Origin of the sequence: Nonomuraea sediminis, from assembly GCF_018531495.1 — a bacterium.
Taxonomy (GTDB): Bacteria; Actinomycetota; Actinomycetes; order Streptosporangiales; family Streptosporangiaceae; genus Nonomuraea; species Nonomuraea sediminis.
This window is the reverse complement of the sequence record NZ_JAHDTI010000024.1, coordinates 49,796-76,626: the sequence shown is the minus strand read 5'-3', so window position 1 is coordinate 76,626 and position 26,831 is coordinate 49,796. Positions and strand designations below refer to the sequence as shown.

Here is a 26,831-nt window from a genome sequence, read left to right as displayed (position 1 = left end):
CCTCATCATCGCAGCTTGCCCATTCACCACAACAGTGGTACCACAGATGGGGTAGTTGACGAAAGGAAGCGACATGAATCGAACCGCCGCGATCGTGGGAGCCGGGATCGGCGGACTGGCGACCGCCGTCGGCCTAAGCAGGATCGGCTGGGAGGTGACCGTGCTCGAACGCTGGCCAAAGATCAATCCCGAAGGCACGGCGCTCGGCATGCGTCCCGACGCGCAGGCTGCCCTCGCGCAGCTCGGCCTGCGCGAGGAGCTGCTCCGCCGTACGGTCCCCTATCGCCAGGCCGTCATCCGTACGCCGCACGGTGAGCGGATCGCGGACCTCCCGCTGGAACGCATCGAACGCAAGGGCGGCTCCCCCGTGCTGATGCTGTCCAGGATCTCCCTGATGAATATGCTGATCGACGCCTTGGGGGACACAGCGATCAAGACCGGCACGAAGATCACCGATCCGGAAGCACTGCGCGGGCAGTATGACCTGGTGGTGGGAGCGGACGGGCTACGCAGCACAGTACGCGAGGCCTATTTCGGCGCCACCGTGCGGCCACGTTACTCAGGGATCGTGGCCTGGCGAGGTGTCGCACGATTCAACCCGCCGTCGTACGGCGAGACCTGGGGGGCCGGCCAGGTGCTCGGCATCACGCCCCAGGAACCGGGGTCAACCAATTGGTACGCCGCGGTGGCGACACCGGAAGGTCATCGGGAGACCCTCGATGAGTTGCGCGCCCGCTTCGCCGGCTGGCACGACCCGATCCCGCGCCTGCTCGCCGAGGCTGATGAGGAGGCCGTGCTGCGGCATGAGATCTACGACCTGTCCCCGGGCCTGAAGTCCTTCATCGTCGGCAACGTGGCGCTGGTGGGTGATGCCGCGCACGCCATGACCCCCTCCCTTGGGCAAGGCGCGTGCCAGGCGCTGCTGGACGCGGCCGCCCTCACCACGTGCCTGGACACCGCCGGCGACGTGAGATCGGCGTTGCGCGCGTACGACGCCCAGCGCAGACGGCCTGCTCAACGTGTCGTGGCCAGGTCCCGCCAGATGACGAGGTTGGCCGGCCACCGCTGGGAAGGCCCCCGCAACATCCTCATGCGCCTGCTACCCGCCTGACACGCGATGCGCGGAGTCGGCCCCGGTATGACCTGCCGGCGTGGCCGACCGGGTCCACCAGATCCTGCTCGAGCGGATCGACTGGTCGCGCGCGGCGATGGACAGCCATCACATCGACGCCAACAATGGGGTCTCGGGACGGGCCCGTCGCCGGTCATCCGCAGCAAGCCCGGCTTTACGTGCTGACCAGCGTCCCCTGGTTCTAAGCGTGAAATGTGGGTTCTGGGATCGCAACGGCTCCCACGTCACAACCGCGAGCTTCCGACATCGAAGCTTCAGCGGCTCAAGGTGCGCTCTGATCGCGGGTCTCGCCATGATCGGTGTCCGGCGCCATCGTCTGGATACGTGCCTCCGCGACCTGCCGCATGATGCGGCGGGCCCCGCACGCCTCGGCGGTGGCGTACGCCTCTACGGCCAGCGCCACCGCGTCGTCCCGTCGCCCCTGCGCGGCGGCGATGTAGATCAGCCCTACCTGGTTGGCGGCGACAGCGGCCGGCAGCCCGAGCTCCCGGCATAGCCGTACCGATGCCTCCAGATGCTCCCGGGCGGCGTCCAACCGACCCGCGGCATGGTCCGCGATCCCCAGGTGCCGGAGCACTTCCCACTGGGTGTATCGGTCGCCAGCCGCAGTGGCCAAGCCGTACGACTGCTCAAGGAGAGGAATGGCGCGGTCGGGGTCGCTCCGTACGACCTGGTGGAAACAGCCCTCCCAGAACACCGAAGCCGCCTCGCCCGCCGCATCACCCAGCGTCCGGTACAGGTGTGTCGCACGCTCGAACAGCGCCAGCTCACGTGGGTCCTCGCGCCGGTCATCGAGGAACCGCGCGTGCAAGATCCGTCCCCGGGCCAAGGCGAGATCGGCTTCGACCTTGTCCAGCTCCCGCTCCGCCGCTGCCAGCCCACCGACATCGCCGACGAAGACAGCGTTCTCATAAGAGAGCTTGGCCTTCTCGATGCGTCCCCCCATGCCTGCCCCGCTCATCTCGGCGATGCCCCTCGTTGCGGTACATGAGACCGTACGCCGACGATCTCAACAAGCCCTCAGTGGGCGTTTGGTCCCGCGAGGAGCCGCCCTCGGCATCGACGTCGAGGGCGTCCGCCGCGACCCCACCAGCCGAGGATTCACCACCCTGCCGCGCCGCTGGGTCGCCGAACGGCCCCCTCGGCTGGCTCGAGCTGCCGTAGGTCACCCGCTGAAATCCAGATGCGCGCATCCGGATGTTCGCACGACAATGCCGAGCATGACGATCACCCGAATCAATCCCAGCGACCTGCACCCAACCCCCGGCTACAGCCACATCACGGTGATGGAGGCGGGGCGGCTGGCGTTCCTGGCCGGGCAGTGTCCGCTGGACATGACCGGCACCCTGGTCGGCGACGGCGATCTCGACGCGCAAACCGACCAGGTCATCGCCAACGCACTGGCCGCCCTCGCCGCCGTGAACGCCGACCCCGACAGGGTGGTCCGTTCGGTCATCTACGTTGTCAGCGAGAACTCCGCCGAACTCGGACGCGTCTGGAAGCGACTGCTGGCCTCACCGCTCGGACCGGGCTTCACCACCGCCAGCACCCTGCTCGGCGTCGCGCAACTCGGCTTCTCCGGCCAGCTCGTCGAGCTCGACCTCACCGCCGCCCTTGACCGATAACGCCCCATGCGGGCCGAGCCGCGCACCGCTCGGCTACAGCTGAGCCCCGGCCGATGGCGCCAAGCTGCACGAGATCTTCTCCGACCCGCTGACCCTGCAACACCATGATCTCCGCGTCCCTCGACGCTTGACTGCGGCCCAGCAACATCAGCCAGCCAAACACTCGACGGAGAAGCACAAGACACGACCTTGTCCGCGGACACGGACTCCGTCAAACCACAGGTCAGCGTCGTCGTCAAGGCCATGGAGAACCGACGTCCCGTGTGTCAGCCGAGAAGCTGAGTGGCGACGAGTTCGCGATGGTAATCGGGGGAGCCGAACATGGCTTGGGTGGATTGGGCGCGGCGAAAATAGAGGTGGGCGTCGTGTTCCCAGGTGAAGCCGATGCCTCCGTGGATCTGGATGGTGTCCGCCGCGACCTGGAGGTAGACCTCCGAGCACAGTGCCTTGGCCAGGCTGGCGACCGTCAGCAGCTCATCCGCCTCCTGGTCGGCCGCCTGGGCGGCGTGGTAGACCGCCGACCGGGCCCGTTCGATCGACAGCAGCATGTCGGCACACCGGTGCTTGATGGCCTGGAAGCTGCCGATCGGGCGGCCGAACTGCACACGCAGCTTGGCGTACTCGACGCTCATGTCCAGGCAGCGCTGGGCGCCGCCGACCTGCTCCGCCGCCAGGGCGATGATCGCCGACCGCAGGGCGGACTCCATCGCCGCCCGGGCAGGCCCGAGACGGCGGGCCGGCACCCCGTCGAGGGACAGGGCGGCCTGCTTGCGGGTCAGATCGATGGTCTGCAAGGGTCTGCGGATCAGCCCGGGGGCGTCGGCGGCGACGGCGAACAGGCTCGGACCCGACTCTTCCGCGGCCACCACCAGCAGCAGGTCGGCCGTGTGCCCGTCGAGGACGTAGGTCTTGTGGCCGGTCAGGACCCAGGTGTCCCTGTCGGGGACGGCCACGGTTCGTAGGCCGTCCACGCTCCATCCCCGGTCGTCCTCGGCCAGCGCTACCGTCGCGACGGTGGTCCCGTCGGCGATACCCGGCAGGAACTCCTCCGCACCCACCGCGAGTACGGCTCGCGCCGCCAGCACGGCCGAGCCCAGGTAGGGCGCGCACAGCAGCGCGCGGCCCATCTCCTCCAGCGTGACCACCAGTTCAGCGGCCCCGCATCCGGCACCGCCGAACCGCTCGGGAATCGCCAGGCCCTGGAGCCCGAGCTGCCCCGCCATGGTGGCCCACACCCGCGGGTCGTAGCCGCTCTCGGTCTCCATCAGGCGGCGGACCTCGGCGGTCGGCGAGGAGTCCCGGAGGAATCGCCGCACTTCCGCACCGAGCTGCCGTTGCTCATCAGTGAAGATCACTTGGAGTGGCCTTCCCATAAGGTCATTTACCGCAAATAATATCGACATGGTTGTCGAAAATCCAGGTTCCTTGGAGGGCATCCGCGTGCTGGACCTGACTTCCGTGGTCATGGGTCCGCTCGCGACCGCGATCCTGGGCGACCTAGGCGCGGACGTGATCACAGTCGAGAGCCGGCGCGGCGACATCAATCGCTTCATGGGCGCCGGACCGCATCCGCACCTTTCGGGCGTCTCACTGAACCTGCTGCGCAACAAGCGCAACCTTGACCTCGATCTCAAGAGCGAGACAGGACGGGAGGTCCTGCTCCGGCTCGCCGCGACCTGCGATGTCTTCGTCACCAACCTCCGGCCGGGCGCGCTGGCCCGGCTCGGCGCGACGTATCCCGACATCGCGCTGGTACGCCCGGACGTCATCTACTGCCAGGCGCATGGGTGGCCGTCGGACAGCGACCGAGCCGACGAGCCCGCCTACGACGACATCATCCAGGCCGCGAGCGGGCTTGCCGATCTGGCCGTTCGCGCGGGCGGCGAGGCGCCCGGGCTCATGCCCACGATCGTCGCCGACAAGGTGTCCGGCCTCACGATCGTCTACGCCGTGCTCGCCGCGCTGTTCCACCGGGAGCGCACCGGTCAGGGCCAGCGGATCGAGGTCCCGATGGTGGACGTGGTCTCCGCCTTCCTCCTGGTCGAGCACGGCGCGGGCGCCATTCCCCAACCGCCGGCGGCGCCGCCCGGATACAAGCGGATCCTCACGCCGGAACGGCGCCCGCAGCGAACCCGGGACGGGTGGATCAACGTGCTGCCCTACGACCGCGAGCACTACGACACTCTGTTCACCGTGGGCGGCCGCCCCGACCTGGTCGGCGATCCGCGCTACGCGACCGGGCGTGACCGCATCGCCAACTCCGATTTCCTGTACGGCCGGCTCCGGGAGATCATCGCGGGCCGGACGACCGCCGAGTGGCTGGAGATCTGCAACCGGCACGGCATCCCCGCGGCCGCGATCGGCCGGTTGGAGGACCTGGTCGACGCGCTGCCCGAGGCCGAGCATCCGGTGGCGGGCCGGTACAAGGTGATCCCGCCGCCCATCCGGTTCGGCCGGACCCCCGCCTCGGTCCGCCGTCCCGCGCCGCTGATCGGCGAGCACAACCGGGAGGTGCTCGCCGAGATCGGATTCACCGACGAGGAGATCACGGAGCTCACTGAGCAGGGAGTGCTGCGAGAAAGCCGGCGACGGCGCGATTGAACAGCTCGGGCCGGTCGATGTTGGCCTCGTGCCCGGCACCCGGGATGACCACCTTGACCGCTCCGGGGATCTTGCCCGCCATGTAGTCCGCGGCGGCCAGGAACGGCGTATCGTCCGCGCCGACCACGATCAAGGTGGGCACCTTGACATCAGGAAGGGAGCGGATTACGCGGTCGTCGCGCTGGGTCAGGATCCCCCGTGCGGCCAGCGCCAGGCCGCGCGGTTCGACCGTGCGCGCCTGCTTGTCCGCGTAGCCGTTCCAGCGCTCGCGGGACCGGTCGTCCTTGAACCCCGGTCCCGTGTCGCACAGCACCAGCGCGGCGACCCGCTCCGGATGCGCCGGCAGGAAGGCGAGCGACAGGTAGCCGCCCAGCGACAGCCCGCCCAGGACCGCCCGCTCGGCCCCGCAGGCATCGAGGATCGTGACCATGTCATCGACGCACGCGTCCTGCGAGTAGAAGGACGGGTCGTCCGGGCACTCGGTACGGCCATGGCCGCGGATGTCCCAAGTGATGACCCGCCGATCGGCTCCGAGCGCCGCCAGGTTGCCTGTCCACATCGCCGAGGAGGATCCGTACCCATGAGTGAGCAGCAGGGGCGGCAGGGCGGTAGCCGTACCGTGAACCGAGTAGTTGATCTTCATCGGGCGTTCCCCCTGATCTCGCGGAAGGGGACATCGCGATCCACGACGGGTTCTTTGGGCAGGCCCAGGACCCGTTCCCCGATGATGGTGCGCTGGATCTCGTCGGTCCCGCCGGCCAGCGAGGCGGCGGGAACCGACAGGAAGACCTCCGCGATCGTCCCGCCGAGCGGGGCGTCCGACCCGGCCAGCATGCCGGACGGGCCCGCGATCAGGGCGTGTACCCGTGCGGCGGCCCGGGCGATGTCGCTGCTCGCCAGCTTGGCCAGGGATCCTTCCGGGCCGGGAGGGCGCCCGGCGGCGCGCGCGGCCGCGGCCCGCTGCGAGGTCCAGCGGGCCGTCCAGACCAGGGTGATCAGCTTGACGATCTCCTGCCGGACGACCGGGTCGGTGTGCCGGCCACTCGCGATCGCCCGCTCGATCACCAGGTCGGGACGTCCGGCCCGTTGCGGGTACCACCGGTACGGCTCCATCGCCCGAGCCGACTCCTCGGCCGCCTCACGCCGGCAGCGACCGGCGTCCGGACCGGCGACGGCCCTGCGGCCCAGGTCGACCATCCTGCGCTCGTGCGCGAGGGTCGTGAGGGCCACCGTCCAACCGTCGTTCACCGCCCCGACCGCGTTGGCGGCAGGCACCCGGGCCTCCTCGAAGAACACCTCGTTGAAGGACGCGTGGCCGTTCATCTGCCGCAGTGGACGGACCTCGACCCCGGCCTGGCGCATCGGAAGCACGAAGTAGGTCAGGCCGCGATGCTTGGGAGCGTCCCAGTCGGTCCGCGCGAGCAGCATGCCGTAGTCGGCGTGATGGGCGGAGGTGTTCCAGACCTTCTGACCGCTGATCACCCAGGTGTCGCCGTCAAGGTGCGCCCGGGTCCGCAGTCCGGCCAGGTCGGAGCCCGAGCCGGGCTCGCTGAACAGCTGGCACCAGTGGATCTCGCCGGTGAGCGTGGGCCGGACGAAACGCCGCTTCAAGTCGTCCGAGCCGTGGGCGAGGACGGTCGGGGCGGCAAGGTGCATGCCCAGGCCGTCCGCCGGTCCGACCGCGCCGATTCGACGGAACTCTTCGGTGACCTCCTGCGCCGCGGCGGGCGGCAGACCGCGACCGCACCACTCGCGCGGCCACGTCGGCGCGCCCCATCCGGAATCCGCCAGGCGCTCTCGCCACTCGCGAAGGCTCAGCTCAGGATCCCAGTTCTCGTGAAGCCACTCTCTGATCACTTCGGCTCCTTCAATCCGACGGCACGTGCCCAGATGCCGGTGAGGGTCCGCGCGGCGGTCTCGTCGTCGTAGCCGTCGCCGCCCGCGAACCACCAGTACGCGAAGTTCGACAGCATCGACACCAGCGCGCCGGCCGTGGTGTGCGCGTCGATCTCCGGGTCGGCCACTCCGGACTCCTGCCAGCGGCGGATGGTCCGGGCGACCCGCTCGACGTGCCGCTGTCGCCCGGCGAGGCGGATCCGGTGGACGTCCGGATCCATGGTCGACAGCTGTTCCAGTAGTGCCCAGAACGCGCTGTTGGCTCGGTAGAGCTCCAGGTAGCGGCGGTTGGACCGGTCGAGCGCCACCACGGTGGGCAGCCCGCGGTCGGCGGGGTCCGGCGCCACCGCCGCGTCCAGTTCGCGACTCACCTCCTGCGCCAGGGAGCGAAACACGTCCTGTTTGGACGCGAAATAGGTGTAGAAGCTGCCATGAGCGACCCCGGCCTCGGCGGCGATGTCGGCGACCCGGGTGTCGAGGTAGCCGTCGCGCTCGAACACCCGCCGCGCGGCCTCGAGCAGCTCCGCGCGGGCGCGCTGCCCTTTCGGCGTGACGCGCTCCTCGTGACCTGCGCGCCGCGCCGCGCCGGTGCCCGCGGGTGTCCACCCGCCTCGGGTCCGCTTCATTGTCCCGTGAAGGCCGGTGTACGGCGTTCGCCCATCGCCCGGACGCCTTCGGCGAAGTCGTCGGTGCGCATGAGCCGGGCTTGTTCGGCGGCTTCGTGCTCGACGGCGCCCCGAACCCGGCCGGCCAGGTAGCCCCGCATCGTCTCTCGGATCGCCCGTACGGCCAGGGGCGCCGACTCGGCGATCTCGGTGGCCAGGGCGTGCGCGTGCGCTCTGAGCTCGGCGGGGTCCACGAGACGATCACACAGTCCCATCGCGGCCGCTTCGGAGCCGTCGACCCGGCGTCCGGTATACAGCAACTCCAGCGCGCGCTGCGGCCCGATGATCCTCGGCAGGGTCTCGGTCAGCCCGAACCCGTGGTGGAATCCCAGCCGGGCGAAGTTCGCGGAGAACCGCGCCTGCGGACTCGTGACCCGGAAGTCGGCCGAGCACGCCAACCCCAGACCCCCGCCGATGGCTGCCCCCTGCACCGCGGCCACCACCGGAATCCCGGCCTCGAACAGCCGCACGGCTTCCTGATAGAGGCTCGTCACACCGCCGGTCGGCCTGCCGAAGTCCGCTCCCGCGCAGAAGTTCTTGCCCTCCGAGCACAGGACGATCGCCCGGCACTCTCCGCCCGCATCCAGTTCGTGATAGGTGTCCGCCAACGCCCGCACCAACTCGAGATCTAAGTAGTTGTGCGGCCCCCGGCAGATCTCCACCGTCGCCACCCGGCCCTTGAGGCCCACCGACACGTCAGACATGCATCCTCCAGGGTCGACATGCATGTCGAGAATAATCCCCCAGCCTTCCGCCGTCCATGCCATCACGCCCGAGTACAGGCGAACCACCTGCGGCACGCGGCCGTGTCGCTCTGGGCTCAACGCCGGCGTGCACGCGCCTGAGGCGGTCGAGCGGTCGCGATCGTCTAGTCAGCTCGAGGCTCAGCGCCTCTTGACTTCACGTGTAAGGTTCTCGAAGTGCTTGATCAGCCTTCGCGACAAAGGTGATACGCATGTCATATCCCTCCCATGACCGGCGCCCGGAACCAGCGCGGCCGAGAGTCAACCCGGCGCGAGTGTGGGGAGGCGGGGTGGCCGCTGCGGTGGTGGCGGCACTGATCGTGGTGGTCGGAGTCATGATCAGCAAGAGGATTCTCGGCATCCGCGTTCTCACCCCCGACGGGGCGACCGCGTACGGCAGCTCGGCGACCACGGGATACGCGATCTCGGCTGCCGCTGCCGCGCTCGTCGCCACGCTACTGCTCTACATCCTCATGCTGTCGACACCGGAGCCGACCAAGTTCTTCGGCTGGATCGCCGGGCTCTTCACCGTCATGATCACGATCCTGCCGTTCATGCATTCCGCCGACCTCATCGGGCAGATCGCCACGGCCGTAATCAACCTGGTCATCGGCATCGCCATCGTCTCGCTGCTGACGTCGATCGGGCGCACAGCGATCGAAGAGATGCCTGACCCCGAACCATTCTCGTACGGCCCGCCCCGCGGTCACGAGCCGCGCGCCTACGAACCCCGGGCGCACGAGCAGTCCAGGTACCACCAGCGCACGCACGAGCCCCGAAATTACGACCCTTACGACTGAGGATCCCCGCCTTCTCCAGCTCGCGCAGGATGCCTGTACTGCTTCAAAGTCATCGCATAGGGCTTGAACTGGGAGGTCTCTGGGAGGGCTACGCGGCTCGTTGATCAGCCCGTCGAGCACCTTGCGACGCTTGATCGGGCCTTCCAGGGATACGTTGGTCCGCTCGTCGTGATCGGGTGGCAGCTTCCGACGGGACTGGTGCGGCCGATGACCGTTGTAGTGATCGGCATACTCCACCAGTTCTGTTCAACACGCGCCGTCGTCGCCCAACTCCGCGCGGTTGGCTTAGACGTGCGCGACGAGGACGCGGCGCGCCTGTCGCCGTTCGTGCGGCACCACACCAACATGGACCTGCCCGGCGGAATGCGAACCCTTCGCGACCCGGACGCCGCCGAGTAATAAGTGCCGGACAGCTTCGGCCGGGGGCAGTCCGGTTGAGCGAATCGCCCCGTTGACGGGCCGGTCACCAGGTGAGGCGTGCAGCCGAAGCGCTCAGGAGTTGAGTGCGTGCCCGATCGTTGCGTCCACGTGGTCCGGGATCTCGCCGTGGCGATCGCCCACTGTCGGTGTCCCGGCGGGTTCGAACATGAGGATTGCGGCGCCGGACGGAGCGTACGGCTTGTGCTCTGTACCCCGGGGAACGGTGAAGACCGCGCCCTTGGGGAGCAGGACCGTGCGCTCCCCCGCGGGCTCACGCAAGGAGATGTGCAGTTCCCCGTCGAGTACCAGGAAGAACTCGTCGGTCTCGTCGTGGATGTGCCAGATGTGTTCGCCTTCAACCTTGGCGACGCGGACGTCGTAGTCGTTGACGCGCGTGACGATGCGGGGGCTCCACAGGGCGTCGAAGGAGGCCAGAGCCTTGCTGAGAAGGATGGGTTCGTTACTCATGGGCTCATCCTTCGCCGCTTCGTATGGTCAGCGTGAGTGCTAGGAATTGCATATGGCGAAAGAATCCTCGCATACGGTTCGCGCGGCGGGCGTACACCGGGTGGTCGTGATCGTGGACGAGAATTCGAACCCCTTCGAACTCGGCTGCGCGACCGAGGTCTTCGGCCTGCGCAGACCCGAGCTCGGCCGTGACCTCTACGACTTCAGGCTCTGCGCCGCCGAGCCCAGCATCGTGATGCGGGACGGGTTCTTCACGCTCACGGGAGTCGCCGATTTGGAGGAGGCCGACACGGCGGACACCTTGATCGTCCCCAACCGCCCCGATGTCGAGGTGCCCCGCCGCCCAGCTGTGCTCGATGCCGTCCGACGCGCGCACGCACGCGGTGCGCGCCTGATCGGGTTCTGCAGCGGCGCCTTCACCTTGGCAGAGGCGGGGGTCCTCGACGGGCGCCGGGCCACCGCGCACTGGCAGTGGGCGGACTCCTTCCGGACCCGCTTCCCTTCTGTGCGGCTCGAATCAGACGTGCTGTTCGTGGATGACGGTGACATCCTCACCGCCGCGGGGAGCGCGGCTGCACTCGACCTTGGGCTGCACGTGGTCCGCCGCGATTATGGCGCGGAGGTCGCCAACTCTGTGAGCCGGCGATTGGTCTTCGCGGCCCATCGGGACGGTGGACAGCGGCAGTTCGTGGAACGCCCCATGCCCGACCTGCCGGACGAGTCCCTGGCGCCTGTCCTGGCCTGGGCCAATGAACGGCTGGACGCACCGCTCACGGTGTCTGACCTTGCGGCGCGTGCGGCGGTCAGTCCGGCAACGCTACATCGCCGCTTCCAGGCGCAACTGGGTACGACGCCGTTGAGGTGGCTCACGGGCGAACGACTTGCCCTGGCATGCCGGTTGATCGAGCGGGGTGAGTCCCGCTTCGAGGTGGTCGCGAGGCGCAGCGGGCTTGGCACCGCGGCCAATTTGCGCACGCTGATGCGCCGCGAGACTGGCATCACTCCGTCGGCGTACCAGCGCCGGTTCGGGCCTGAGGCGAATTGACCGCGAGCGCCTTCTTCCGGCGAACCAGCTGTGCCTCAACGTCGGCTATCGCCAGGGGCGAAGAGGCTGGTGACCTCGGCGACGGTACCTGCGTACGTTCTCGGTCTTCTTGTGCCGGGACTTGGCCATCAGCAACTGGACCCCTGCGATGAACGATGAAGCGGTACGGGGTGCTGGACCTGAGATACACGCGGGTCCTGGCGACGTGCTGAGCGGCGCTGAAGGTCCGCAGTCTGGTGATCCTTTCCAGTCTCAAGAGACTGTTCGAGACGGACACCGCTGCGGTTCGGCTTGCTGTAGGCGCGCCTACCGATCCGTCAGTGTTTGTCCGGCGGCCTGCCGTGCTCGGCGTCCAGGGCACCGGGCCCATGCTCCCCCTCGTCGAGGGGGATCTTCTCGCCGCCATAGGCCTTGGAGATGCGGCCACGCAGCTTGCCGAGCGGCCCACGCATGCCCTTGGGCAGGATGCCCGCGGCATCCTCGTCCACCGCGACCGCGGGCACCGGCGCTTTGCTCCGCAGCACCGCCTCGTCGCGGGCGTCCGGCGGCGTGTGAACCTCGATGAACTCACCGTGCGGCAGGCGCTTGATGACGCCCGACTCCACGCCGTGCCCGATGACCGCCGCGTCGGAACGCTGCAGGCCCAGGCAGATGCGGTAGGTGACGATGTACGCCAGCACCGGCATCACGATGATCGCCACGCGGCCCGCGTAGGTGGTCGCGTTCAGGCTGATGTGGAAGTTCGCCGAGATCTCGTCGTTGGCTCCCATGACCCACAGCACGCCGTAGAACGCGATGGCCGACATGCCGATCGAGGTGCGGTGCGGGTTGTTGCGCGGGCGGTCGACGATGTGGTGTGCGCCCTTGTCACCCGTCACCCAGCGTTCCAGGAACGGATAGAGCGCCAGGCCCGTCATGACGATGCCCATCGGCACCAGCGCCGGGATGATCACGCTCAACGGCAGCGTGCCCGCGTGAGCCGTACCGAAGAGATTGATCTCCCACGCCGGCATGATGCGCAGCGCGCCCTCGAGGAAGCCCATGTAGAAGTCGGGCTGCGAACCCGCCGAGACGTCCGCCGGGGTGTAGGGACCGAACAGCCAGATCGGGTTGATCTGGGTGAAGGTCGCCAGACCCGCGATCACCGCGAACGTGAACAGCGTGAGCGCTCCGGCCTTGGCCATGAAGGCCGGGTAGAACGGCGCGCCGACCACGTTGTGGTTGGTGGCTTCCTTGCCGGGCATCTGCGTGTGCTTCTGCACCCAGGTGAGGGTCACGTGGGCGCCGATGAGCGCCAGCAGGATGCCGGGAATGAGCAGGATGTGCAGCGAGTAGAACCGGGCGATCACATCCTCACCCGGATACTGACCACCGAACAGGAAGAACGTGATGTACGTGCCAATAAGCGGCAGCGAGATCATAACCCCCTCAGTGATCCGCAGGCCCGCCCCCGACAACAGGTCGTCGGGCAGTGAGTAGCCCGTCAGGCCCTCGACCAGCGCCAGCGTCAGCAGGATGACGCCGATGAGCCAGGTGATCTCACGGGGCCTGCGATAGGCGCCCATGAAGAACACCCGGAGCATGTGGATCGTCATGCTGGCCACGAACATCAGGGCCGCCCAGTGGTGCATCTGCCGCATGAGCAGACCGCCGCGGACCTCGAAGCTGATGTCCAGCGACGAGGCGTAGGCCTCCGACATCGCCACGCCCTTGAGCGGGGCGTACACGCCGTCGTAGATGACCTCCTGCATGCCCGGCTTGAACCAGAACGTCAGGAACGTACCGGTCAGCAGCAGCAGGATGAACGAGTACAGCGCGATCTCGCCCAGCAGGAACGTCCAGTGGTCGGGGAAGATCTTGCGCAGGTTTCGCTTGAGGAAGTTGCCCGCCCCGAGCCGATCGTCGAGGAACCTCGACGGTGCCGCGATCGCCTTCGGCACGCTGTCCATCATCGTCCTCCTGGGTGCCTGTCTCCGGTGGCCCTCAGACAATGGAGCGCCCACCCACCAGCCGCGATACCGATCATCACGGCCAGGACGGTGATGACGAGCCGGACCGTATCGGCTGAGGTGCTGTAAGGTGCCCCCGACACAGCCACGGCCAGCACCGCACCCCCAGCGGCCGCCGCCAGCACGGCGACCACAACCGCGGCGCCGACCTGGCCCAGTGATCGCAGCCGTCGCGACGAGGAACGCCCGACGCCAAAGGCCTCCCCCAGACGCCCTATCACCGTCTGAGGGCTCTCGCTGACGTCGCCCACAATGCCCTGCCGGGTCGTGCCGGACCGGTCACTACTCAGGCACACCCACCAGTCCTCCTGGGCGAACAGAATCGAGTGACTACCAGAGGCCGTCAGCCTCAGATAGGGCTGCCCTTCCGGGAAGTGCCGGATCTTGCAACGGACTCCGGGTGCGGCCGCGTCCAAGGCATCGACCATCGCCATCAGACGCGCATCCGGCCTTGCCATGATTCACAAGACCTCCCCTCACTTCCTCTTTACAGGTTTTCGTTGCCCAGTCGCATTCGGTTGCCCACGAATTCGACTAAAACATGTACAAAGAACACCGCTTGCATCACCCTCCAGGAGGTCGGCATTCCAGTGGACCCGAGCGTGCGACTGACATTGGGGTACGGCGAGCAGCGCTCAGGCGGCAGGCTCGGAGTCGGTCCAGCCCGATTCGAGACGGTGCCTGGTGCGAGATCAGCCTGGAGCCCGCCGGGTTCCACCACGAGCTTCTCCTGGGCGAGTGCCTGGCCGGTTGTCCCGTCCATGATCAGACGTGATTGCAGGAGGGCCCCTGTTCGCCTCGGCCGGCTGCTTGATCGCGATTGCGGTGCCTGTGCGGCCTCCCGCGTCCTTGACGTCGGCGATTACCTCGATGGTCTTCAGATGCGGCATCGGGTCATCGGACTCGGTGCCGTCCACCTTGAACAGCGTCCGTTGCACGCCGACCGTGTGCCAGTAGGCACCCGTCTGTTCAGGCCGGTTCTCCAACCAGTGCGTGGCGGTCAGCGAGATCTCTCGAGCGGACAGCCGGATGTGCTGGCTCGGAGCCGCCTTCGTGGCCGAGGGCGCTCGCGGAGCCGTACCTCCCGCGTTTGGTAAGCAAACGGCGACCGCGGGCGCCGCCGCGGCGGCGCAGGAGACTGAGACCCCATACCCTCCCAGCTGATCCTTCCATTGTGGTTGACGCTTCGAGTGAGGCCGGGGTGGACGCCGTGGACGTTCCGTACACAGCCTTGTCGGAAACGCCCGGCAGGCAGCAAGTGTCGCGGCGCGAACTGCCTTGATCAGCGAGTTCGTCCGAGCTGAACATCGGCGTGGATCGCGAGTACGGCGCCACCCGCCCTGTGCCCTGTTGTGTCGTGCCCCGCAGGGAGCACCATGCAATTGGGCACTGAAGTGTGCCCATTTGACGTTTCTAAAGCCGACTTCGCTATCACGGCGACCGCGTCCACAGAGTCTACGGTGCAGTCCGATAGCCGGATTTGGCGCCATTCGTTGAAAGGAGGACGGCCTGGGACGACGGGACTGGCCACCGGAACCGGCACGGTTCAATGGCGATCAGCAACGCCCCGTCGCCAGTTTCCTCCGAACCCGACCAGGTGACCCCGAACGGCTACACCACCTCATACACGAGCTCGTACACGCCCTGGCCGTCGCTCAGCTGAACATGTTTCTGGCCGGTGCCGCGCTCGGCTCCTGTGACGGTGACGGTTCCGATGAGATCGTCGCCGCCGAGGCCGCCATCCAGATCCCAGACCTGGATCTTCATCGCGGCCGATCCCAGGGGGAACGTGTTGTCCAGCCCTAGCTGATCTCCTGCGGACATGTCCACGGGGAACGGCCCGGGCAGTGGGACGTCGTCGACTCGGATCATGATCTCGTCGGTGGCGGGTGCGGTGTCGGAGGCTGTCCGGCACGCCAGCGACACGAGCCTGAGCGTCGCCGGCTGCACCGTGGGGGCGACGGTTACGCGCACCAGGTGGATCGGGGCGGGTTCGGTGAGCGGAGGGACGAGCTCGCCGGGGTCGAAGAGGCGAGGCGGTGAGATCTGCCCGCGCGAGAGCTTGATCGCGTGCTGCATCGCCGCGTTGATCAATCTGGTGTAGGCCGAGATCGCGGCCATGAGCACCTCGGCGGCGGGCGGGTCGCGGAAGAAATCCGGGTGCCTGAGCGCGAACTCCAGGTCGTTCCTGGCCTGGATGTAGCCGAGCTTGCGCTCCCGGGCGTCGGCGAGGGCGAAGAGGAAGGCTTCCTGCTCCTCGGGGGTGGGCACGGGCAGGGGAAGCGTGTCGTAGGTGACGACCTCGGCCTCGTATGCCGCCGAACTGTCGGAGGCGATGGCCGGGAACTGCTTGAACCGGCTGATCACCTCGCCGATCTCGACCGTGGGGGAGATCTGCGCACCGGAACCGGCCTTCTGGAACATCGTCGCCGTGTACTCGGAGCGGGTGCTGGCGCTCTTGTTGGCCTCCTCGAAGGCGGCCTTGAAGCTGCCGGACGCGACCAGGCCGTTGGCCTCGGCCTGCAGGGTGGCCGCCAGCGAGGTCTGGTGGCTGACCGACACCGACGTGATGCGGATAACGGCGTAGAACTCTCCGCCGGTCTGCAGCCCGCGCACGAAGCTGTCGCCGAAGGCGCGCTTGAACTCATCGAACCGCAGCGCGTCGAGCAGCGCCTTGGCCTCTGCGGTGACCTTGAATCCCCGTCCCCGGCGCAGCGCGTTCTCCACGACGACACGGGCCACGAGGAAGGTCGAGGTGGAGTTGTAGTTGGACGATTCGGAGAACGTCGTCTTCGCCGACGCCGAGAAGAAGCCGTAGCGGCCCTGTGCCTCAAAGGACATCCCCAGGGTTTCCTGCAGTTCCTCGTGCGTACTGACGATGGTGATGGTGGAGGTCACCGTCTGACCGGTGGCGACGGGATCGGATGAGACGGTGAACCCTTCGAGGGCCGTCCCCACGGCCAGTCCGGAGTCGCTGTTGAAGCCCATACCGATCTCTTCGTCGTTGAAGAGAACCCTGCGGACCTGCGGAATGCGCGCCATTGCCACAGATTCCCCCCGTCCGGGGCCGGGCGCATGAGTACGGTCTACTCAGGGGGGAATCAGCGCAGGTAGGAGACACCGTCAGTTGTCGACAGCAGCTGCAGGAGCGAGACGATCGTCGTCACCGCGGTGTAGGCCAAGCGAACACAACCGACGAACCGGGCGCAGCACTCGAAGCGTCCGTGGAAGGACCGGATCCCCTCATGTCATCGGTATCGGTTCGGGCCACCGGCGCCACCATCGACATGCTCGGTTCATGCTCCTCGCCAGACGGAACGGGGGAACAGCGGGCGGCATTGTTGGACATTTTGAGAGCCCCACAGCAACCGTGTGGGGTGCCAGAATCCGTGCGCAGAGGCTGACCTTGGCTTCTACACTTTCGCCTCCTATACCTGGTCGTTGTCCGAGTCTTTGAGGGGCTGGTGTTTGGATCTCAGAATCGATTTCAGCGCTTCGCGTCGGAGAAGGCGGTGGGGAGCGGCCCTTGTATCGGGCGGCTCCCCTGCCTTAGTCCCAGGTCAACGGGCCCGGATGGACACACGGGTGCCGTTGGCAGGAAGTGTGACACCATGCGCTGACCTGTCGCAAATACCAAGTGGTACCGCTAGGTCCAGGCCGTCGGGTTCGCCACCCCCGTGTTCGCGATGGGTCGCGGCGCAATCGGGTTGTCAGCGGCCTGCTGGACGCCTCAGCAGTCGCCGAGCCAGTCGACCTGCGTGATCGCGTCGAACAGTGCGGGATCGATGGTGACCGGCGTGCTGCGCTCGGTCGTGTAGGTGTGGAACGTCGCGCGCATCGGCACCGAGTCGAAGGGGCCGACCGTTAGCACCGGGGTGCCGAACGCCGTCCTGAATCTGAACGTTCCGTGCCAGATGTCGGCGTTGTTCGTGTGCCGGGTGTAGGTGAAGGCGTCCCAGGTGAAGCGGGACCTGCCGCTGGCGTCTGGCTTGTCCAGGCGGACCTCCGACTGGAAGGCAGGTGAACCCCCACCCAGTTGCGTACAGTCTCCGGCGGAGAACGGGAACGGCAGTGTCGATGTGATCCCCGGTGGAAGCCCTCGCGAGGTGTCGGTCGGCCCGACCACGACTCCGATATCGCTTCCCGGGGCAGCTTGTGCGACGCTCGGAAACAGCAGGACCCCGGCGGCCACCGCGCCCAGGACCACCGCACTCCAACGGTTCAGGACTCTCATCCTTCTCCCTTCCGCGGAGGTGCTCACCCCCGCAGTCTTAGGGCGTTCCAGCGCGTTCCAAGGTGTGCCACCGGTATGCGGCGGCACGAGCCAGGACTTCTTGGACGTAGGTTTCTGGACGGTGTTCGCTCCAGACCCGGAGTAGGTGGCGGTCGCAGGTGGGCGGCATCACTCGGCCGGCTCCGGCAAGCGATCGTTGATCGTTTTCCAACCATGGCCCCTTACGTTGCAGGCATGCCTAACATCGGTTGGATCGAGATCATCATCTTGTTCCTCATCCCCCTGGCGGCACTCTGGGTCGTCATCTACACCGCTGTACGGGCGGCGATCCGCCACAGCAGGTGACACCTCGACCAGCGTGCGAGGACGTAGCGGTGCCGCGGGTATCTGCCGTGAAGGTGTACCACTTCAGAATTCATCGCGGGCTACTTGATCTGTGGTTTTGACCTCAGCCACCGTGCGGGCAAGATCGCGGTCTGTGTCGGTTCGTCTGCTGTATCTGACCCTGATTCGGGTGTTCGGCTGGCTGGTGTTGCTGGGACGTGGTCAGTCGTTCAAGGACGTCGAGATCATGGTGCTCCGGCATGAGGTGGCCGTGTTGAAGCGTCAAATCGTCCGACCGAAGCCGATTGGGCTGATCGAGCGCTCCCGGCGGCATTGGCCCGCTTCCTCCCGACGATGCTGCGGGCTCACCGGCTGGTCGCCCCGGGCACCTTGTTGGCGTGGCATCGTCGTTTGACCAAACGCGCATGGATCTATCCCCACCGCCCTGGCCGTCCCGCAACGGGCAAGGAGGTCCGGGACCTGGTCCTCCCTCTGGCACGCGAGAACCCGAGGTGGGGCTATCGGCGGGTACACGGTGAGCTGGTTCGGCTCGGCTTGCAGGTCAGCGAAGCGACGGTGCGAAGAATCCTGGGCTCGCGCCGATACAGACCGGCTCCCCGAGGCCTCGACACCTCCTGGCGGAAATTCTTACGCCTGCAGGCCAAAGGGCTGTTGTTGGCCTGCGACTTCTTCCACCATTCAGGGCCGGAGGACGACGGAGCCCCGCTCGTCGTGGCCCAGGCGCTGCGTGATTTCTTTGGCGCACAATGACGGGCAGGGGCCGTCAACGGCACTCGCGTACCTCACCATGCGCTACCCCTATTCGTCAGCGGCGCTGGGATCACGGAGCTCGCGCAGCTCACCGCCCAGGTCGGGACGGTTGAACGGGTAGAACCCGTGGAAGTTGATGTGCTCGAACAGCGGGGGTGAGAGGCGGACGCGGATCTCTTGCGTGACCTGGCCGCCCTTGATGCCCAGCCTGCCAGCTTCTTCACCGCAGCGTCGATATACAGGCTGTTCCACCAGGTGATGGCGATCAACATCGGTCGGCAGAGCCGGAGTAGACGCAGGTCAGGCCTATATCCGTGGAATTTTCGGCGATTGCTACGGGGACCCCAACAGCCACCAGTCCGGGAGCAGGTCCCGGATCGCCTCGCAGGCGCAGCGGGTCTTGCCCACCGACGAACAGCCGCGGCTTGGCCTGCTCCACCCGGACCAGCCCGCCGTCTGGCTTGGGCGGCGGCATCTGGTGGAGGTCGCCGATGTGGCCGACGAAACCGCCGCTGACCACGATGGCGCGATCCCCGCTCATGACCGGACCAGACGATGCGCCGCCCATCGCGATCGACCGCCCCCCTTCGGCCACCGTCGCGCCGGGGCCGTGCGCCCGCACCGGACCGGAGATCTGGCCGGCCACCATCCCGCCTGACATCCCTCCGCCCATCACCGGCGAGGCGGGTCCCGATGATGCCGGACCCGGTGGCGTCTCGGCATCGGCGGCCGGGGCGCGGGCATGCAGCCACAACCCCAGTCCCGTCATCAGCAGCCCGAGAATACCCACGACCATGCTGACCACGCTGGCGCGCTGATCGAGCACCGCCAGGAGCTTGTCCGGTAGGTGGAGCGGGCCGCGCAGGAACCCGACCACCCCCGCCGCCACGGCCAGCAGCGAAACGAGGAGCACCAGCCCTGCCCCAACGCGAGGCCACCGCCGCCCACTCCGCGACGACTGCTCAGAAGATGAACCCACCCCCACAGCGTGAACCCGACGTCACCCACCACCAGACCCCGTCACAAACCTGTTATCTCCTCCTTGACCAGCTATGCGCGTCTTCCAGTGATCGGCGGCTGCTAGAACAGCTGGCATGACCAGCCGCACGCTCCTGGAAAAGAAGGCCGCCAGCCGCATCCAGTCGGCGGCCGCGCGCAGTCCCGCCAGCGCCAGCAGTCGCGAGGGCTGCGACCGTAGAGCGCAGTCGGTCGCCGGGGCTGCAGCCGGTCCAGAGCGGCGCGCAGCTTCGGCTGCTCGCCGCGGGTACTCGCCGTCTCCACCACCGCCTCGCGGCAGTGCGCTCCGGCGAGGGCGTCAAGCTGGGACTGGTGGTCTTGACCGCGGGTGGATACCCGGGCGTACCCGACCGGTGTGTCGGCACCGGGGTTGCGGGAGGTTTCCGAGACGATGCTCGGCATGACGACCGCCCCCGTAAGGGGCTACTCCTGCGGCCCGAAAATCTCCTCGACGAACAGCGCTGTGGGCAGGTCGGACAACGCCTGGATCTGCACCTAACCGAGTGCCGGCGGGTCCTCGGCTGGACGGCGTCCCCAGGCCGAGATCAGCGGCGCGAGTGTCAGGTCGAGTTTGCCCGCGTGGATGGCGGCCAAGTGCGCGTCGATCTCGGCGTCGTCGGCCAGGCCGGCCGCGAGCAGCTCGCCGCGCACGTGCCGGATGGTCGCCGCCTCCAGCCGGTCGCAGGCCAGCCCGCCGACCGGGAAAGAGCCCGCCGCGGCGACATCTACCAAGCCGGCCTCACGCAATGCCCGCGGCAGTGTCCGGCCGTAGCGCAGGTCCGCGCCGCGGCGCGTCAGCAGCTCCCGGACCGCGTCGCGCAGCCGGTTGGCCCGCCGCTGCGCCGGACCGCTGTCGTCCAGGCATGCCAGTGGCTGCAGAGCGGTATCGGCGTCCTCGACCAGCAGCCAGCCACCGGGCCGCAGCGCCGCCACCATCGCGGCCAACGCCCGAGCCCGGTCGGGTACATGGACCAGCACGAGCCGGGCGTGCACCAGATCGAACGTCCCCAGCTCCGGGGGTGGATCAGCGGCGACGTCGTGCCGGCGCACCTCGTACCCGCCGCCTGCCTTCAGCCACGACGGGTCGATGTCCGTGGCCAGCACGTGCCCGGTCGGACCGACGGCCGCCGCGAGCGCCTCCGGGATACTGCGGCCACCGGCCCCCACCTCCCAGCAGCGCGAGCCAACTCCGACCCCCAGTCGATCGAAGTGCCCCCGCGTCATACCGTCGAACAGCTCGGCCAGCCAAACGAATCGCTCGCCCGCCTCGGCGCGCGCGTTGTCCAGCAGGTACCCGCGGGCGGGAGCGGGCTCTCCACCGAGCGCGGTAGTCCCGCCTATCGGATCCGGTCGGCCACCTACGTGCGGCGGGCGCGGCGAGGAGGTCATCACTACATGGTCACCCCCCCAGACCACCAGCACCACGACGACGGGAGAGGGATATCTCACACAGCCAGCGAACCCCGCACGTCCTACAGCACGGTTCTGCACCGTGACGCGCCGGACGGGGTACATGTATTCGGCCCCCACAGCCAGCGCACCAGGCGCGGGTCAGCGCGCTGACCGGACTGTCGGACCTGGCTACCGGGAGCCTGGCAGACCGCTTAGCCGCGTGCGACCGTGGGCACCATGTCCTCCCCTGGCGGGGACACCATCCGCACCATGCACCGGAAGCCCCCCCATGACTTGCCTGGTCGATGCTGGGTGGTCATGAAACACCCCCGATACACATCGGCGAGCTGGTCGAGCACTGGACGATCCTGGACGAGGGGTGCCACCGGAATACGGCAGACACGGGTCGCGCCGGAGCGCTGACCAGACAAAACCTTGACTCTGTCCCGTTCCTGGAGTGGCGTACTCCCAGGTCAGCGCAGTGGAGCAACTGCGAGCCAATCCGGCCCCACGCTGGACACGATCACCCACAGGCGAAACCCCGGCGTCCGACCCCATCGCCTGACCTGCGGATTTCGGTGGACGTAGCCCCTCTCAGCCGTATTCCGGTGGCACCCGCTATACGATCTTGCCCACCCAAAAGGGGGTGGACATGACCAAGGCGGGCGCCTGGATGCTGGCCATCGGGGCAGTTGTATTGCTGGTCTGGCTGGTGGTGGCCAAGGACGCGGAAGAGCCCCGGTGCGGTTTCGACCGGATGAGCCCGGGCGAGTACTGCTCAAGCAGAAAGTCGGGGCCGAGGAGCTATGAGGAGTCCAAGAGTAACTCCGCGGCCGTAGCGTCCGGAATGCTGCTGGTGGGCGGGACCCTCACCGGGGGCGGCGTGCTCCTGCTGGCCGGCGGCCTGGTGCGCGGCAGCCTGGACGTCCCGATGACGCGCCTGCGCGAATGGCGCCGGATCAGAGGTGCGGCGCACACCCCTCAAGCGAGGCTCGTACGAAAGATCCGCGGCACTCACGTTCCTGTCGTGCCCCAGGGCTACAGTGCGCGGCAGGTCGACGCCCTGATCAACCAGATCATCGCGGGCCTGGAGGGGCGGGGCCCCACTGTCCGCGCGGGGGCCTCCTCGAACGGGATCAAGATCTTCCCCAGCTTCTCGATCACCTCTCCAGGCCTGGATACGAGCGCCGTCGACAAGTTCTTTGTTGAGCTGGACGACGCGATGGACCAGCTCTGAGCTGTGTGTGACAGCAGCTGGCCAACATCCGCCGCATCTGCGGCCCGGAAATGGAGGCGCTCGGCGTGCTGGCCATCGAGATCGAACTCCTCCAGCCCGCCACCTCATGACAATCGCACCCCAGAACGAGCCAGAGCCCGTGCACCACGTGGGCCCTGGCCGCATCCGGGGTCTTGGGCATCCACTGACCGGCCGGGAAAATGCAGGTCCAAGTAAGTCATCTGCACAGCTGATGCCGGGATGGCTCAGTCGGGGTGCCGCTTGGAGTCGAGCCACTCGGCGTCGTTCCACAGGACGGGCATCGCGCCTACCGGGTCGAACCTGGTGTCAGGGTCGTCGGTTTGCACTAGGCAGCACATCCGGTGGCCGAACAGCGCCGCGCTGCGCGCCTGGTCAGCGATGATGGTCAGGGTGATTTGGGCGGCGCGTGGGCAGTGTGCGGCGAACTTGTCGTACCCGGTGAACACGATGACGAGGCCTGTCGCGTCTCGGCGGGCGCCGTACTCGAACGACGTGACATCGCTCAGGCAGTCGTTGAGGGCGTCGAGGTTTCTGCCGTAGTAGTTCGGAAACTCCAGCGCCTGCGCGATCGCCGTGTGGAGATCTTCCTCACGGGTCCATGCGGAGGCGTCCAGACGGACTACCTGGTAGCCGTGGTCGAGCAGCCAGTCGATGGACTGGTCCAGCAGGGCATGTCGCCAGAACAGCCGGACGAAGGAGGCGGCCACCAGGCGGAAGGCGACATCACTGGACAGGTCGCTGTCTGGGTCAAAGGCGCTCATGCTCGTTCCGTGGTGGCGTTGGCGGCGCGATCGAGGACGCGGTAGACGGCGGCGCGCCCGACAGAGAACAGCTCCATCAGTTCGGCGATGGTGTAGTCGCCGCTGGAGTGCATCCGGACGAGCTCGGCCTGCTGGCGTGCAGTGAGTTTGGGCTGGCGGCCTTTGAGTTTGCCGCGGGCGCGGGCGATGGCCATGCCCTCGCGGGTGCGCATCTTGAGCAGGTCGGCCTCGAACTCGGCGAACACGGCCCGCATGTTGAAGAACATCTTCGACATCGGGTCAGCTGGGTCGTAGATGCTGCCGCCCAGCGAAAGGCGTACGCCGCGGACGATGAGGGTGTCGCCGATGTCGCGCGCATCGGGGACCGACCGGGCCAGCCGGTCCAGCTTCGGGACCACGAGAGTGTCGCCGGCGCGCACGGCCGCCAGCGCCTGTTCGAGGCCGGGCCCGGTTGGTGCCGGTGAGCCCCTTGTCGAGGTAGATCCGTTCGTCGGCGACGTCGAGGGCAGCGAGGATCTCGCGCTGGGCGGTGAGGTCCTGCAGTGCGGTCGAGCACCTGGCGTAGCCGATGAGGTCTCCCACCCGCCAACCGTACCGTTCAGCCCCCCATCACCGGACAGCCCGCGGACCACCTATCTGGGCCGCGGGCGCGGCCTGTCGAGCTGGGCTTGCGTGATCTCCGTGGCTGCACGTCCCGGTGTCCGGTTGAGGTTCCTCGATTGAGACAGTCAAGATTGCAGTCGCACTTCATAGTGGCTGACAACATCCGTCACCGCAGGTAGCCGTGTCAGCTATCGGCGAGTGTTTGTGTCACTGGTTGTCCTTGAGGAGTTGTCGTGTGCGGGTGAGGAATGCCTGGCGGACCTCTTCTGGGTGCAGTATCTGGAGTGGTCGGCCGAGGCTGAGCAGGTAGCGGGCCAGGCCGTCGGCGTCTGGCCCGCCGATGTCGATGATCGTGGCGTCATCGCCGTCCGGGTGGTGGACGCCGACCGTTAGTGGTACCAGCCTGACGGCCTCATCGGCCGGTACGGCCAGGCGGATGGTCACCCGCACCGGGTAGGGCCTCAGCGCGATGCCCGTGCTGACCATCTGTGCTGGATCTGGCAGGTCGGGCAGGGCAGTGGCCTGCCCGGTGGCTGTGGCATCGATGATGCGATCGGTACGGAAGGTGCGCCAGTCCTGCCGCGTCAGGTCGTAGGCGAGGAGATACCAGCGGCGGCCGGTGTAGATGAGCCGGTAGGGGTCCACTCGGCGGGTGGACGTCGTTCCGGCCCGTTCGCGGTAGGTCAACTGGGTGCGTTCGCCTCGCCGGCACGCGGTGGCCAAGTCGAGCAGCAGCGCGGGGGAGATCTGGCTGTCGTCGGGTCGTGCGGTGTGGGTGAACGCAGCGTCCAACTCGCCGAGCCGGTCGGCGATCCTGGCCGGCAGCACCTGGCGTAGTTTCAGCAGCGCCGACAGGGCTGCCTGGTCGCTGCCGGACACTCCGCTGAAGGCGGCGGTGCGCAGCCCGACAGCGACCGCGAGGGCCTCCTCCTCGTCAAGGATCAGTGGCGGAATGCTGGTTCCGGGCCCGAGGTGGTAGCCGCCCCATGGGCCCATCTCCGATTCGATGCCGTAGCCGAGTTCACGTAGCCGAGCGATGTCCCGGCGAACCGTCCGTTCGGTGATCTCCAGCTGGGCGGAAAGATCAGCGCACGTCCAGGACTGCCGCGTTGACAGCAAAGACAGCAGCCGCAGCAGCCGCGCCGAGGTGTTGACCATGGCAAACAGTCTGCTCGATAACCAGGACCGTTTCTGACCGGGTCATACCGTAACGTCGCCGGCATGACCGAGAACTCCTCGGCCGAAAAGTCCATTACGACGACGATGACCTCCGCCAAGGTGCGGTAGATGACGGGCCCGGATGGGCGCACGTAACCGACGAGGGGCAGGACCCATGGAAGCACGCATGAAGAGCGTGGCGAATCCCGACGTGATCACAGCGATCCAGCATCTCCACAAGGCGATTCACGCCGGTGGCGTCGACCCGCTCGTGCTCGAGCTGGTCCATCTGCGGGCCAGCCAGATCAACGGCTGCAGCCCGTGTGTGTTCGCCGGCGTCCAGTCGGCGAAGAAGCATGGGGAGACCGAGGAGCGGCTGCACAACGTGGTCACCTGGCGCGAGACCCCGTTCTTCACCGAGGAGGAGCGGGCAGCGCTCGCCCTGACCGAGGCCGCCACCCGGATCCAGGACGGCGCGCCGGGCGTGACCGACGAGATCTGGGACGGTGCTGCCACCCACTTCGACGAGAACCAGATGTCCGTGATCATCCTGAACATCGCAATCACCAACTTCTTCAACCGGATCAACCACACGATCCGGGAGCAGGCCGGCAAGACCTGGTGAAGGCGGGCGGGCGTCATCTGTCCAGAGGCCGCGGTGGCGACGTGACGAAGGACGTGATCGGCCAGCTCCACCGCTGACCGATCCAGCGCCACTTTCCGGCAGGCCCCCGTCCTGGGCTCCCACCTTCGGGGTGACCGCCGACTTTGATGATCATGAGGGGCACATGACGATGAGCAACGAACTACTGGAACTGACCGTTACCGATTCCCGAGCCTGGCGGGAGTGGCTCAGCAGGCACCACGACAGCTCGGCAGGGGTATGGCTGGTCCTCGCCAAGCAGAACACGACCCGGCCCACCAGCCTGACCTATGACCAGGCGCTCGACGAAGCCCTGTGCCACGGCTGGATCGATGGTCGGCTACGACGGCGGGATGGGATCACCTTCTGCCGGCGCTTCACCCCTCGCGGAAGGCAAAGTCCCTGGTCAGCGCGGAACGTTTCCATCGTCACCCGTCTGATCAGCGAGGGCCGGATGCATCCGGCCGGAACGACCGAGGTCGAACGCGCCAAAGCCGACGGCCGCTGGGACACGGCCTACGCGGGACAAGCCGGCATCGAGGTACCAGCCGACCTGGCCGCCGCATTGGCCGCGAAACCCCAGGCACAAGCGATGTTCGACATCCTCACCTCCCAGAACCGCTACGCCGTTCTCTATCGGATCGCGAACGCCAAACGCGCCGAGACCCGAGCCCGCCGTATCACCCAGTTCGTTGACATGCTCGCCCGCGGCGAGGCGATCCACCCACAAAAGCGCGCCCTCGGCAGTTGAATGCGGGCCCACTCCTCTCCCCGCCTCGCTCCTCCAAGCCCACGCACATGGCGGCTCGGCGTTCGGCCAGACCCGGAACCTTACCCAGCCCCCCAAGAACCCGTCATGGGCGCAGGTTCGGCTCAACAGCGGCCGGGCGCAAGGGGCGCCAGCCGCCTCCGTCGAGTTCGGCGAGCTCGGCTTCGACGTCGACGGTGATGACGCCGAAGAAGTTGACGTTCTCGCTGTGGGCCGGGGAGATGTAGGCCAGCAGCTCATCAGGCACATCCCGGCCGCCGGCGCGCAGGTTTTTGACGGCGAGCTGGTAGTACTCGACCCACGTGATGACCGCGTTGGTCAGCACCGTCAGGCACCAAGCTTCGACACCGGCCGGGACAGTCAGCTCGTCGGGCTTGGCGCTGGCGGCGCGGACGGAGAGGCCAGCGGAATGGTGGCGGTTGATGACCGCCTGACCGACCTTGCCGCGGGCGCCGGTGATGAGGGTGGTCATGGTTACTCCTGTTGGTTGTTCATCA

The 26,831-nt window shown here is 67.5% G+C and carries 29 protein-coding genes and 1 pseudogene; 11 read left to right on the top strand and 19 right to left on the bottom strand.

The features are described from left to right. The first annotated feature begins 73 nt into the window (after positions 1-73). Positions 74-1,111: an FAD-dependent monooxygenase gene (locus KIK09_RS54465; RefSeq protein WP_214327519.1), complete on the top strand. Its 1,038-nt coding sequence runs from the start codon at positions 74-76 to the stop codon at positions 1,109-1,111. A gap of 283 nt (positions 1,112-1,394) precedes the next feature. On the opposite strand, the gene KIK09_RS54460 is transcribed toward KIK09_RS54465, so the two are convergent. Beyond that, positions 1,395-2,078: a tetratricopeptide repeat protein gene (locus KIK09_RS54460; RefSeq protein WP_214327518.1), complete on the bottom strand. Its 684-nt coding sequence runs from the start codon at positions 2,076-2,078 to the stop codon at positions 1,395-1,397. Positions 2,079-2,352: 274 nt separating this feature from the next. Here KIK09_RS54460 and KIK09_RS54455 point away from each other — a divergent pair, with 274 nt between their 5' ends. Then, positions 2,353-2,757 (top strand): RidA family protein, encoded by a 405-nt coding sequence (locus tag KIK09_RS54455; RefSeq protein WP_250575342.1) that lies wholly within the window; start codon positions 2,353-2,355, stop codon positions 2,755-2,757. 266 nt (positions 2,758-3,023) lie between these two features. On the opposite strand, the gene KIK09_RS54450 is transcribed toward KIK09_RS54455, so the two are convergent. After that, positions 3,024-4,130, bottom strand: a complete 1,107-nt coding sequence (locus KIK09_RS54450; protein WP_250575341.1) for an acyl-CoA dehydrogenase family protein — start codon at positions 4,128-4,130, stop codon at positions 3,024-3,026. Between the two features lie 28 nt (positions 4,131-4,158). Between KIK09_RS54450 and KIK09_RS54445 the strand changes: the two genes are divergently transcribed. After that, positions 4,159-5,358, top strand: coding sequence for a CaiB/BaiF CoA transferase family protein (locus tag KIK09_RS54445; protein WP_214327515.1), 1,200 nt, complete (start codon positions 4,159-4,161; stop codon positions 5,356-5,358). Here KIK09_RS54445 and KIK09_RS54440 read toward each other — a convergent pair. From KIK09_RS54440 to KIK09_RS54425, 4 genes are read right to left on the bottom strand one after another with little or no spacing between them, the layout of a single operon-like run. Next, entirely contained in the window at positions 5,312-6,001 is a 690-nt protein-coding gene (locus KIK09_RS54440; RefSeq protein WP_214327514.1) for an alpha/beta fold hydrolase, read from the bottom strand. The genes KIK09_RS54445 and KIK09_RS54440 overlap by 47 nt on opposite strands. After that, entirely contained in the window at positions 5,998-7,215 is a 1,218-nt protein-coding gene (locus tag KIK09_RS54435) for an acyl-CoA dehydrogenase family protein (RefSeq protein ID WP_214327513.1), read from the bottom strand. Before KIK09_RS54435 ends, KIK09_RS54440 begins: the two co-directional genes overlap by 4 nt. Further along, positions 7,212-7,880 carry a TetR/AcrR family transcriptional regulator gene (locus KIK09_RS54430; RefSeq protein ID WP_214327512.1) on the bottom strand — a complete coding sequence of 223 codons (669 nt, stop codon included), beginning with the start codon at positions 7,878-7,880 and terminating at the stop codon, positions 7,212-7,214. The genes KIK09_RS54435 and KIK09_RS54430 overlap by 4 nt, the downstream gene beginning before the upstream one ends. Continuing rightward, the gene (locus tag KIK09_RS54425; RefSeq protein WP_214327511.1) at positions 7,877-8,623 is read right to left on the bottom strand and encodes an enoyl-CoA hydratase/isomerase family protein; all 747 of its coding nucleotides are present in this window, start codon (positions 8,621-8,623) and stop codon (positions 7,877-7,879) included. The genes KIK09_RS54430 and KIK09_RS54425 overlap by 4 nt, the downstream gene beginning before the upstream one ends. A 251-nt stretch (positions 8,624-8,874) precedes the next feature. On the opposite strand from KIK09_RS54425, the gene KIK09_RS54420 reads away from it, so the two are divergent. Together KIK09_RS54420 and KIK09_RS54415 are read left to right on the top strand one after the other, a co-directional pair. Further along, entirely contained in the window at positions 8,875-9,462 is a 588-nt protein-coding gene (locus KIK09_RS54420; protein WP_250575340.1) for a DUF6069 family protein, read from the top strand. Between the two features lie 63 nt (positions 9,463-9,525). Then, positions 9,526-9,861, top strand: a complete 336-nt coding sequence (locus KIK09_RS54415; RefSeq protein WP_214327509.1) for a transposase — start codon at positions 9,526-9,528, stop codon at positions 9,859-9,861. 93 nt (positions 9,862-9,954) lie between these two features. Here the strand turns inward: KIK09_RS54415 and KIK09_RS54410 are convergent, their stop codons facing one another. Continuing rightward, positions 9,955-10,350 (bottom strand): cupin domain-containing protein, encoded by a 396-nt coding sequence (locus tag KIK09_RS54410; protein ID WP_214327508.1) that lies wholly within the window; start codon positions 10,348-10,350, stop codon positions 9,955-9,957. A gap of 52 nt (positions 10,351-10,402) precedes the next feature. On the opposite strand from KIK09_RS54410, the gene KIK09_RS54405 reads away from it, so the two are divergent. After that, the gene (locus KIK09_RS54405) at positions 10,403-11,395 is read left to right on the top strand and encodes a GlxA family transcriptional regulator (protein ID WP_250575339.1); all 993 of its coding nucleotides are present in this window, start codon (positions 10,403-10,405) and stop codon (positions 11,393-11,395) included. 317 nt (positions 11,396-11,712) lie between these two features. On the opposite strand, the gene qcrB is transcribed toward KIK09_RS54405, so the two are convergent. From qcrB to KIK09_RS54390, 3 genes are all read right to left on the bottom strand, one after another. Beyond that, positions 11,713-13,344 (bottom strand): cytochrome bc1 complex cytochrome b subunit, encoded by a 1,632-nt coding sequence (gene qcrB, locus KIK09_RS54400; protein WP_214327558.1) that lies wholly within the window; start codon positions 13,342-13,344, stop codon positions 11,713-11,715. 1,671 nt (positions 13,345-15,015) lie between these two features. Continuing rightward, positions 15,016-16,446, bottom strand: a complete 1,431-nt coding sequence (locus KIK09_RS54395) for a hypothetical protein (RefSeq protein WP_214327507.1) — start codon at positions 16,444-16,446, stop codon at positions 15,016-15,018. A gap of 688 nt (positions 16,447-17,134) precedes the next feature. Continuing rightward, positions 17,135-17,638 carry a hypothetical protein gene (locus KIK09_RS54390; protein ID WP_214327506.1) on the bottom strand — a complete coding sequence of 168 codons (504 nt, stop codon included), beginning with the start codon at positions 17,636-17,638 and terminating at the stop codon, positions 17,135-17,137. Positions 17,639-18,116: 478 nt separating this feature from the next. Here KIK09_RS54390 and KIK09_RS54385 point away from each other — a divergent pair, with 478 nt between their 5' ends. Continuing rightward, complete coding sequence (locus KIK09_RS54385; RefSeq protein WP_214327505.1) at positions 18,117-18,377, top strand: hypothetical protein; 261 nt, start codon at positions 18,117-18,119, stop codon at positions 18,375-18,377. Further along, the gene (locus KIK09_RS60900) at positions 18,317-18,733 is read left to right on the top strand and encodes a helix-turn-helix domain-containing protein (protein ID WP_372455832.1); all 417 of its coding nucleotides are present in this window, start codon (positions 18,317-18,319) and stop codon (positions 18,731-18,733) included. The genes KIK09_RS54385 and KIK09_RS60900 overlap by 61 nt, the downstream gene beginning before the upstream one ends. Positions 18,734-18,781: 48 nt before the next feature. Here the strand turns inward: KIK09_RS60900 and KIK09_RS54375 are convergent, their stop codons facing one another. The 4 genes from KIK09_RS54375 to KIK09_RS54360 all read right to left on the bottom strand — a co-directional run bounded on the left by KIK09_RS54375 (position 18,782) and on the right by KIK09_RS54360 (position 21,199). Beyond that, entirely contained in the window at positions 18,782-18,985 is a 204-nt protein-coding gene (locus KIK09_RS54375) for a transposase (RefSeq protein WP_214327503.1), read from the bottom strand. 13 nt (positions 18,986-18,998) lie between these two features. After that, positions 18,999-19,646, bottom strand: a complete 648-nt coding sequence (locus KIK09_RS54370) for a hypothetical protein (protein WP_214327502.1) — start codon at positions 19,644-19,646, stop codon at positions 18,999-19,001. Positions 19,647-19,813: 167 nt separating this feature from the next. Next, positions 19,814-20,152 carry a recombinase family protein gene (locus tag KIK09_RS60895; protein WP_214327501.1) on the bottom strand — a complete coding sequence of 113 codons (339 nt, stop codon included), beginning with the start codon at positions 20,150-20,152 and terminating at the stop codon, positions 19,814-19,816. Positions 20,153-20,245: 93 nt separating this feature from the next. Beyond that, entirely contained in the window at positions 20,246-21,199 is a 954-nt protein-coding gene (locus KIK09_RS54360; protein ID WP_214327500.1) for a methyltransferase domain-containing protein, read from the bottom strand. A 595-nt stretch (positions 21,200-21,794) separates the two neighbouring features. On the opposite strand from KIK09_RS54360, the gene KIK09_RS54355 reads away from it, so the two are divergent. Next, on the top strand, positions 21,795-22,379 hold the full coding sequence (locus KIK09_RS54355; RefSeq protein WP_214327499.1) for a hypothetical protein: 585 nt from the start codon (positions 21,795-21,797) through the stop codon (positions 22,377-22,379). 245 nt (positions 22,380-22,624) lie between these two features. Here the strand turns inward: KIK09_RS54355 and KIK09_RS54350 are convergent, their stop codons facing one another. The 4 genes and pseudogenes from KIK09_RS54350 to KIK09_RS54340 form a co-directional block, all read right to left on the bottom strand. Further along, complete coding sequence (locus tag KIK09_RS54350) at positions 22,625-23,161, bottom strand: barstar family protein (RefSeq protein WP_214327498.1); 537 nt, start codon at positions 23,159-23,161, stop codon at positions 22,625-22,627. Further along, positions 23,158-23,355, bottom strand: coding sequence for a helix-turn-helix domain-containing protein (locus KIK09_RS60995; protein ID WP_443678898.1), 198 nt, complete (start codon positions 23,353-23,355; stop codon positions 23,158-23,160). Before KIK09_RS60995 ends, KIK09_RS54350 begins: the two co-directional genes overlap by 4 nt. Positions 23,356-23,388: 33 nt before the next feature. After that, positions 23,389-23,743: pseudogene (locus KIK09_RS58805) on the bottom strand (recombinase family protein); the annotation flags it as partial. Between the two features lie 228 nt (positions 23,744-23,971). Next, a complete protein-coding gene (locus KIK09_RS54340) occupies positions 23,972-24,922 on the bottom strand; it encodes a helix-turn-helix transcriptional regulator (protein WP_214327497.1) in 951 nt (316 codons plus the stop codon). 187 nt (positions 24,923-25,109) lie between these two features. Here KIK09_RS54340 and KIK09_RS54335 point away from each other — a divergent pair, with 187 nt between their 5' ends. Together KIK09_RS54335 and KIK09_RS54330 are read left to right on the top strand one after the other, a co-directional pair. Beyond that, positions 25,110-25,547, top strand: a complete 438-nt coding sequence (locus tag KIK09_RS54335; RefSeq protein WP_308164849.1) for a carboxymuconolactone decarboxylase family protein — start codon at positions 25,110-25,112, stop codon at positions 25,545-25,547. A gap of 163 nt (positions 25,548-25,710) precedes the next feature. Further along, positions 25,711-26,316: a YdeI/OmpD-associated family protein gene (locus tag KIK09_RS54330; protein ID WP_214327495.1), complete on the top strand. Its 606-nt coding sequence runs from the start codon at positions 25,711-25,713 to the stop codon at positions 26,314-26,316. A gap of 103 nt (positions 26,317-26,419) precedes the next feature. Here the strand turns inward: KIK09_RS54330 and KIK09_RS54325 are convergent, their stop codons facing one another. Then, positions 26,420-26,806 carry a Tn3 family transposase gene (locus KIK09_RS54325; protein ID WP_214327494.1) on the bottom strand — a complete coding sequence of 129 codons (387 nt, stop codon included), beginning with the start codon at positions 26,804-26,806 and terminating at the stop codon, positions 26,420-26,422. Positions 26,807-26,831: the final 25 nt, after the last annotated feature.

Bases quoted from the DNA above. Each gene is read 5' to 3' on its own strand.
- KIK09_RS54410 (WP_214327508.1), bottom strand. From the start codon at position 10,350: ATGAGTAACGAACCCATCCTTCTCAGCAAGGCTCTGGCCTCCTTCGAC.
- KIK09_RS54335 (WP_308164849.1), top strand. From the start codon at position 25,110: ATGAAGAGCGTGGCGAATCCCGACGTGATCACAGCGATCCAGCATCTC.
- KIK09_RS54405 (WP_250575339.1), top strand. From the start codon at position 10,403: ATGGCGAAAGAATCCTCGCATACGGTTCGCGCGGCGGGCGTACACCGG.
- KIK09_RS54330 (WP_214327495.1), top strand. From the start codon at position 25,711: ATGACGATGAGCAACGAACTACTGGAACTGACCGTTACCGATTCCCGA.
- KIK09_RS60995 (WP_443678898.1), bottom strand. From the start codon at position 23,355: ATGGCCATCGCCCGCGCCCGCGGCAAACTCAAAGGCCGCCAGCCCAAA.
- KIK09_RS54355 (WP_214327499.1), top strand. From the start codon at position 21,795: ATGACCAAGGCGGGCGCCTGGATGCTGGCCATCGGGGCAGTTGTATTG.
- KIK09_RS54460 (WP_214327518.1), bottom strand. From the start codon at position 2,078: ATGGGGGGACGCATCGAGAAGGCCAAGCTCTCTTATGAGAACGCTGTC.
- KIK09_RS60895 (WP_214327501.1), bottom strand. From the start codon at position 20,152: ATGCCGAGCATCGTCTCGGAAACCTCCCGCAACCCCGGTGCCGACACA.
- KIK09_RS60900 (WP_372455832.1), top strand. From the start codon at position 18,317: ATGCTGCGGGCTCACCGGCTGGTCGCCCCGGGCACCTTGTTGGCGTGG.
- KIK09_RS54465 (WP_214327519.1), top strand. From the start codon at position 74: ATGAATCGAACCGCCGCGATCGTGGGAGCCGGGATCGGCGGACTGGCG.
- KIK09_RS54395 (WP_214327507.1), bottom strand. From the start codon at position 16,446: ATGGCGCGCATTCCGCAGGTCCGCAGGGTTCTCTTCAACGACGAAGAG.
- KIK09_RS54455 (WP_250575342.1), top strand. From the start codon at position 2,353: ATGACGATCACCCGAATCAATCCCAGCGACCTGCACCCAACCCCCGGC.
- KIK09_RS54340 (WP_214327497.1), bottom strand. From the start codon at position 24,922: ATGGTCAACACCTCGGCGCGGCTGCTGCGGCTGCTGTCTTTGCTGTCA.
- KIK09_RS54350 (WP_214327498.1), bottom strand. From the start codon at position 23,161: ATGAGCGCCTTTGACCCAGACAGCGACCTGTCCAGTGATGTCGCCTTC.
- KIK09_RS54420 (WP_250575340.1), top strand. From the start codon at position 8,875: ATGTCATATCCCTCCCATGACCGGCGCCCGGAACCAGCGCGGCCGAGA.
- KIK09_RS54440 (WP_214327514.1), bottom strand. From the start codon at position 6,001: ATGAAGATCAACTACTCGGTTCACGGTACGGCTACCGCCCTGCCGCCC.
- KIK09_RS54430 (WP_214327512.1), bottom strand. From the start codon at position 7,880: ATGAAGCGGACCCGAGGCGGGTGGACACCCGCGGGCACCGGCGCGGCG.
- qcrB (WP_214327558.1), bottom strand. From the start codon at position 13,344: ATGGACAGCGTGCCGAAGGCGATCGCGGCACCGTCGAGGTTCCTCGAC.
- KIK09_RS54425 (WP_214327511.1), bottom strand. From the start codon at position 8,623: ATGTCTGACGTGTCGGTGGGCCTCAAGGGCCGGGTGGCGACGGTGGAG.
- KIK09_RS54390 (WP_214327506.1), bottom strand. From the start codon at position 17,638: ATGAGAGTCCTGAACCGTTGGAGTGCGGTGGTCCTGGGCGCGGTGGCC.
- KIK09_RS54445 (WP_214327515.1), top strand. From the start codon at position 4,159: ATGGTTGTCGAAAATCCAGGTTCCTTGGAGGGCATCCGCGTGCTGGAC.
- KIK09_RS54450 (WP_250575341.1), bottom strand. From the start codon at position 4,130: ATGGGAAGGCCACTCCAAGTGATCTTCACTGATGAGCAACGGCAGCTC.
- KIK09_RS54325 (WP_214327494.1), bottom strand. From the start codon at position 26,806: ATGACCACCCTCATCACCGGCGCCCGCGGCAAGGTCGGTCAGGCGGTC.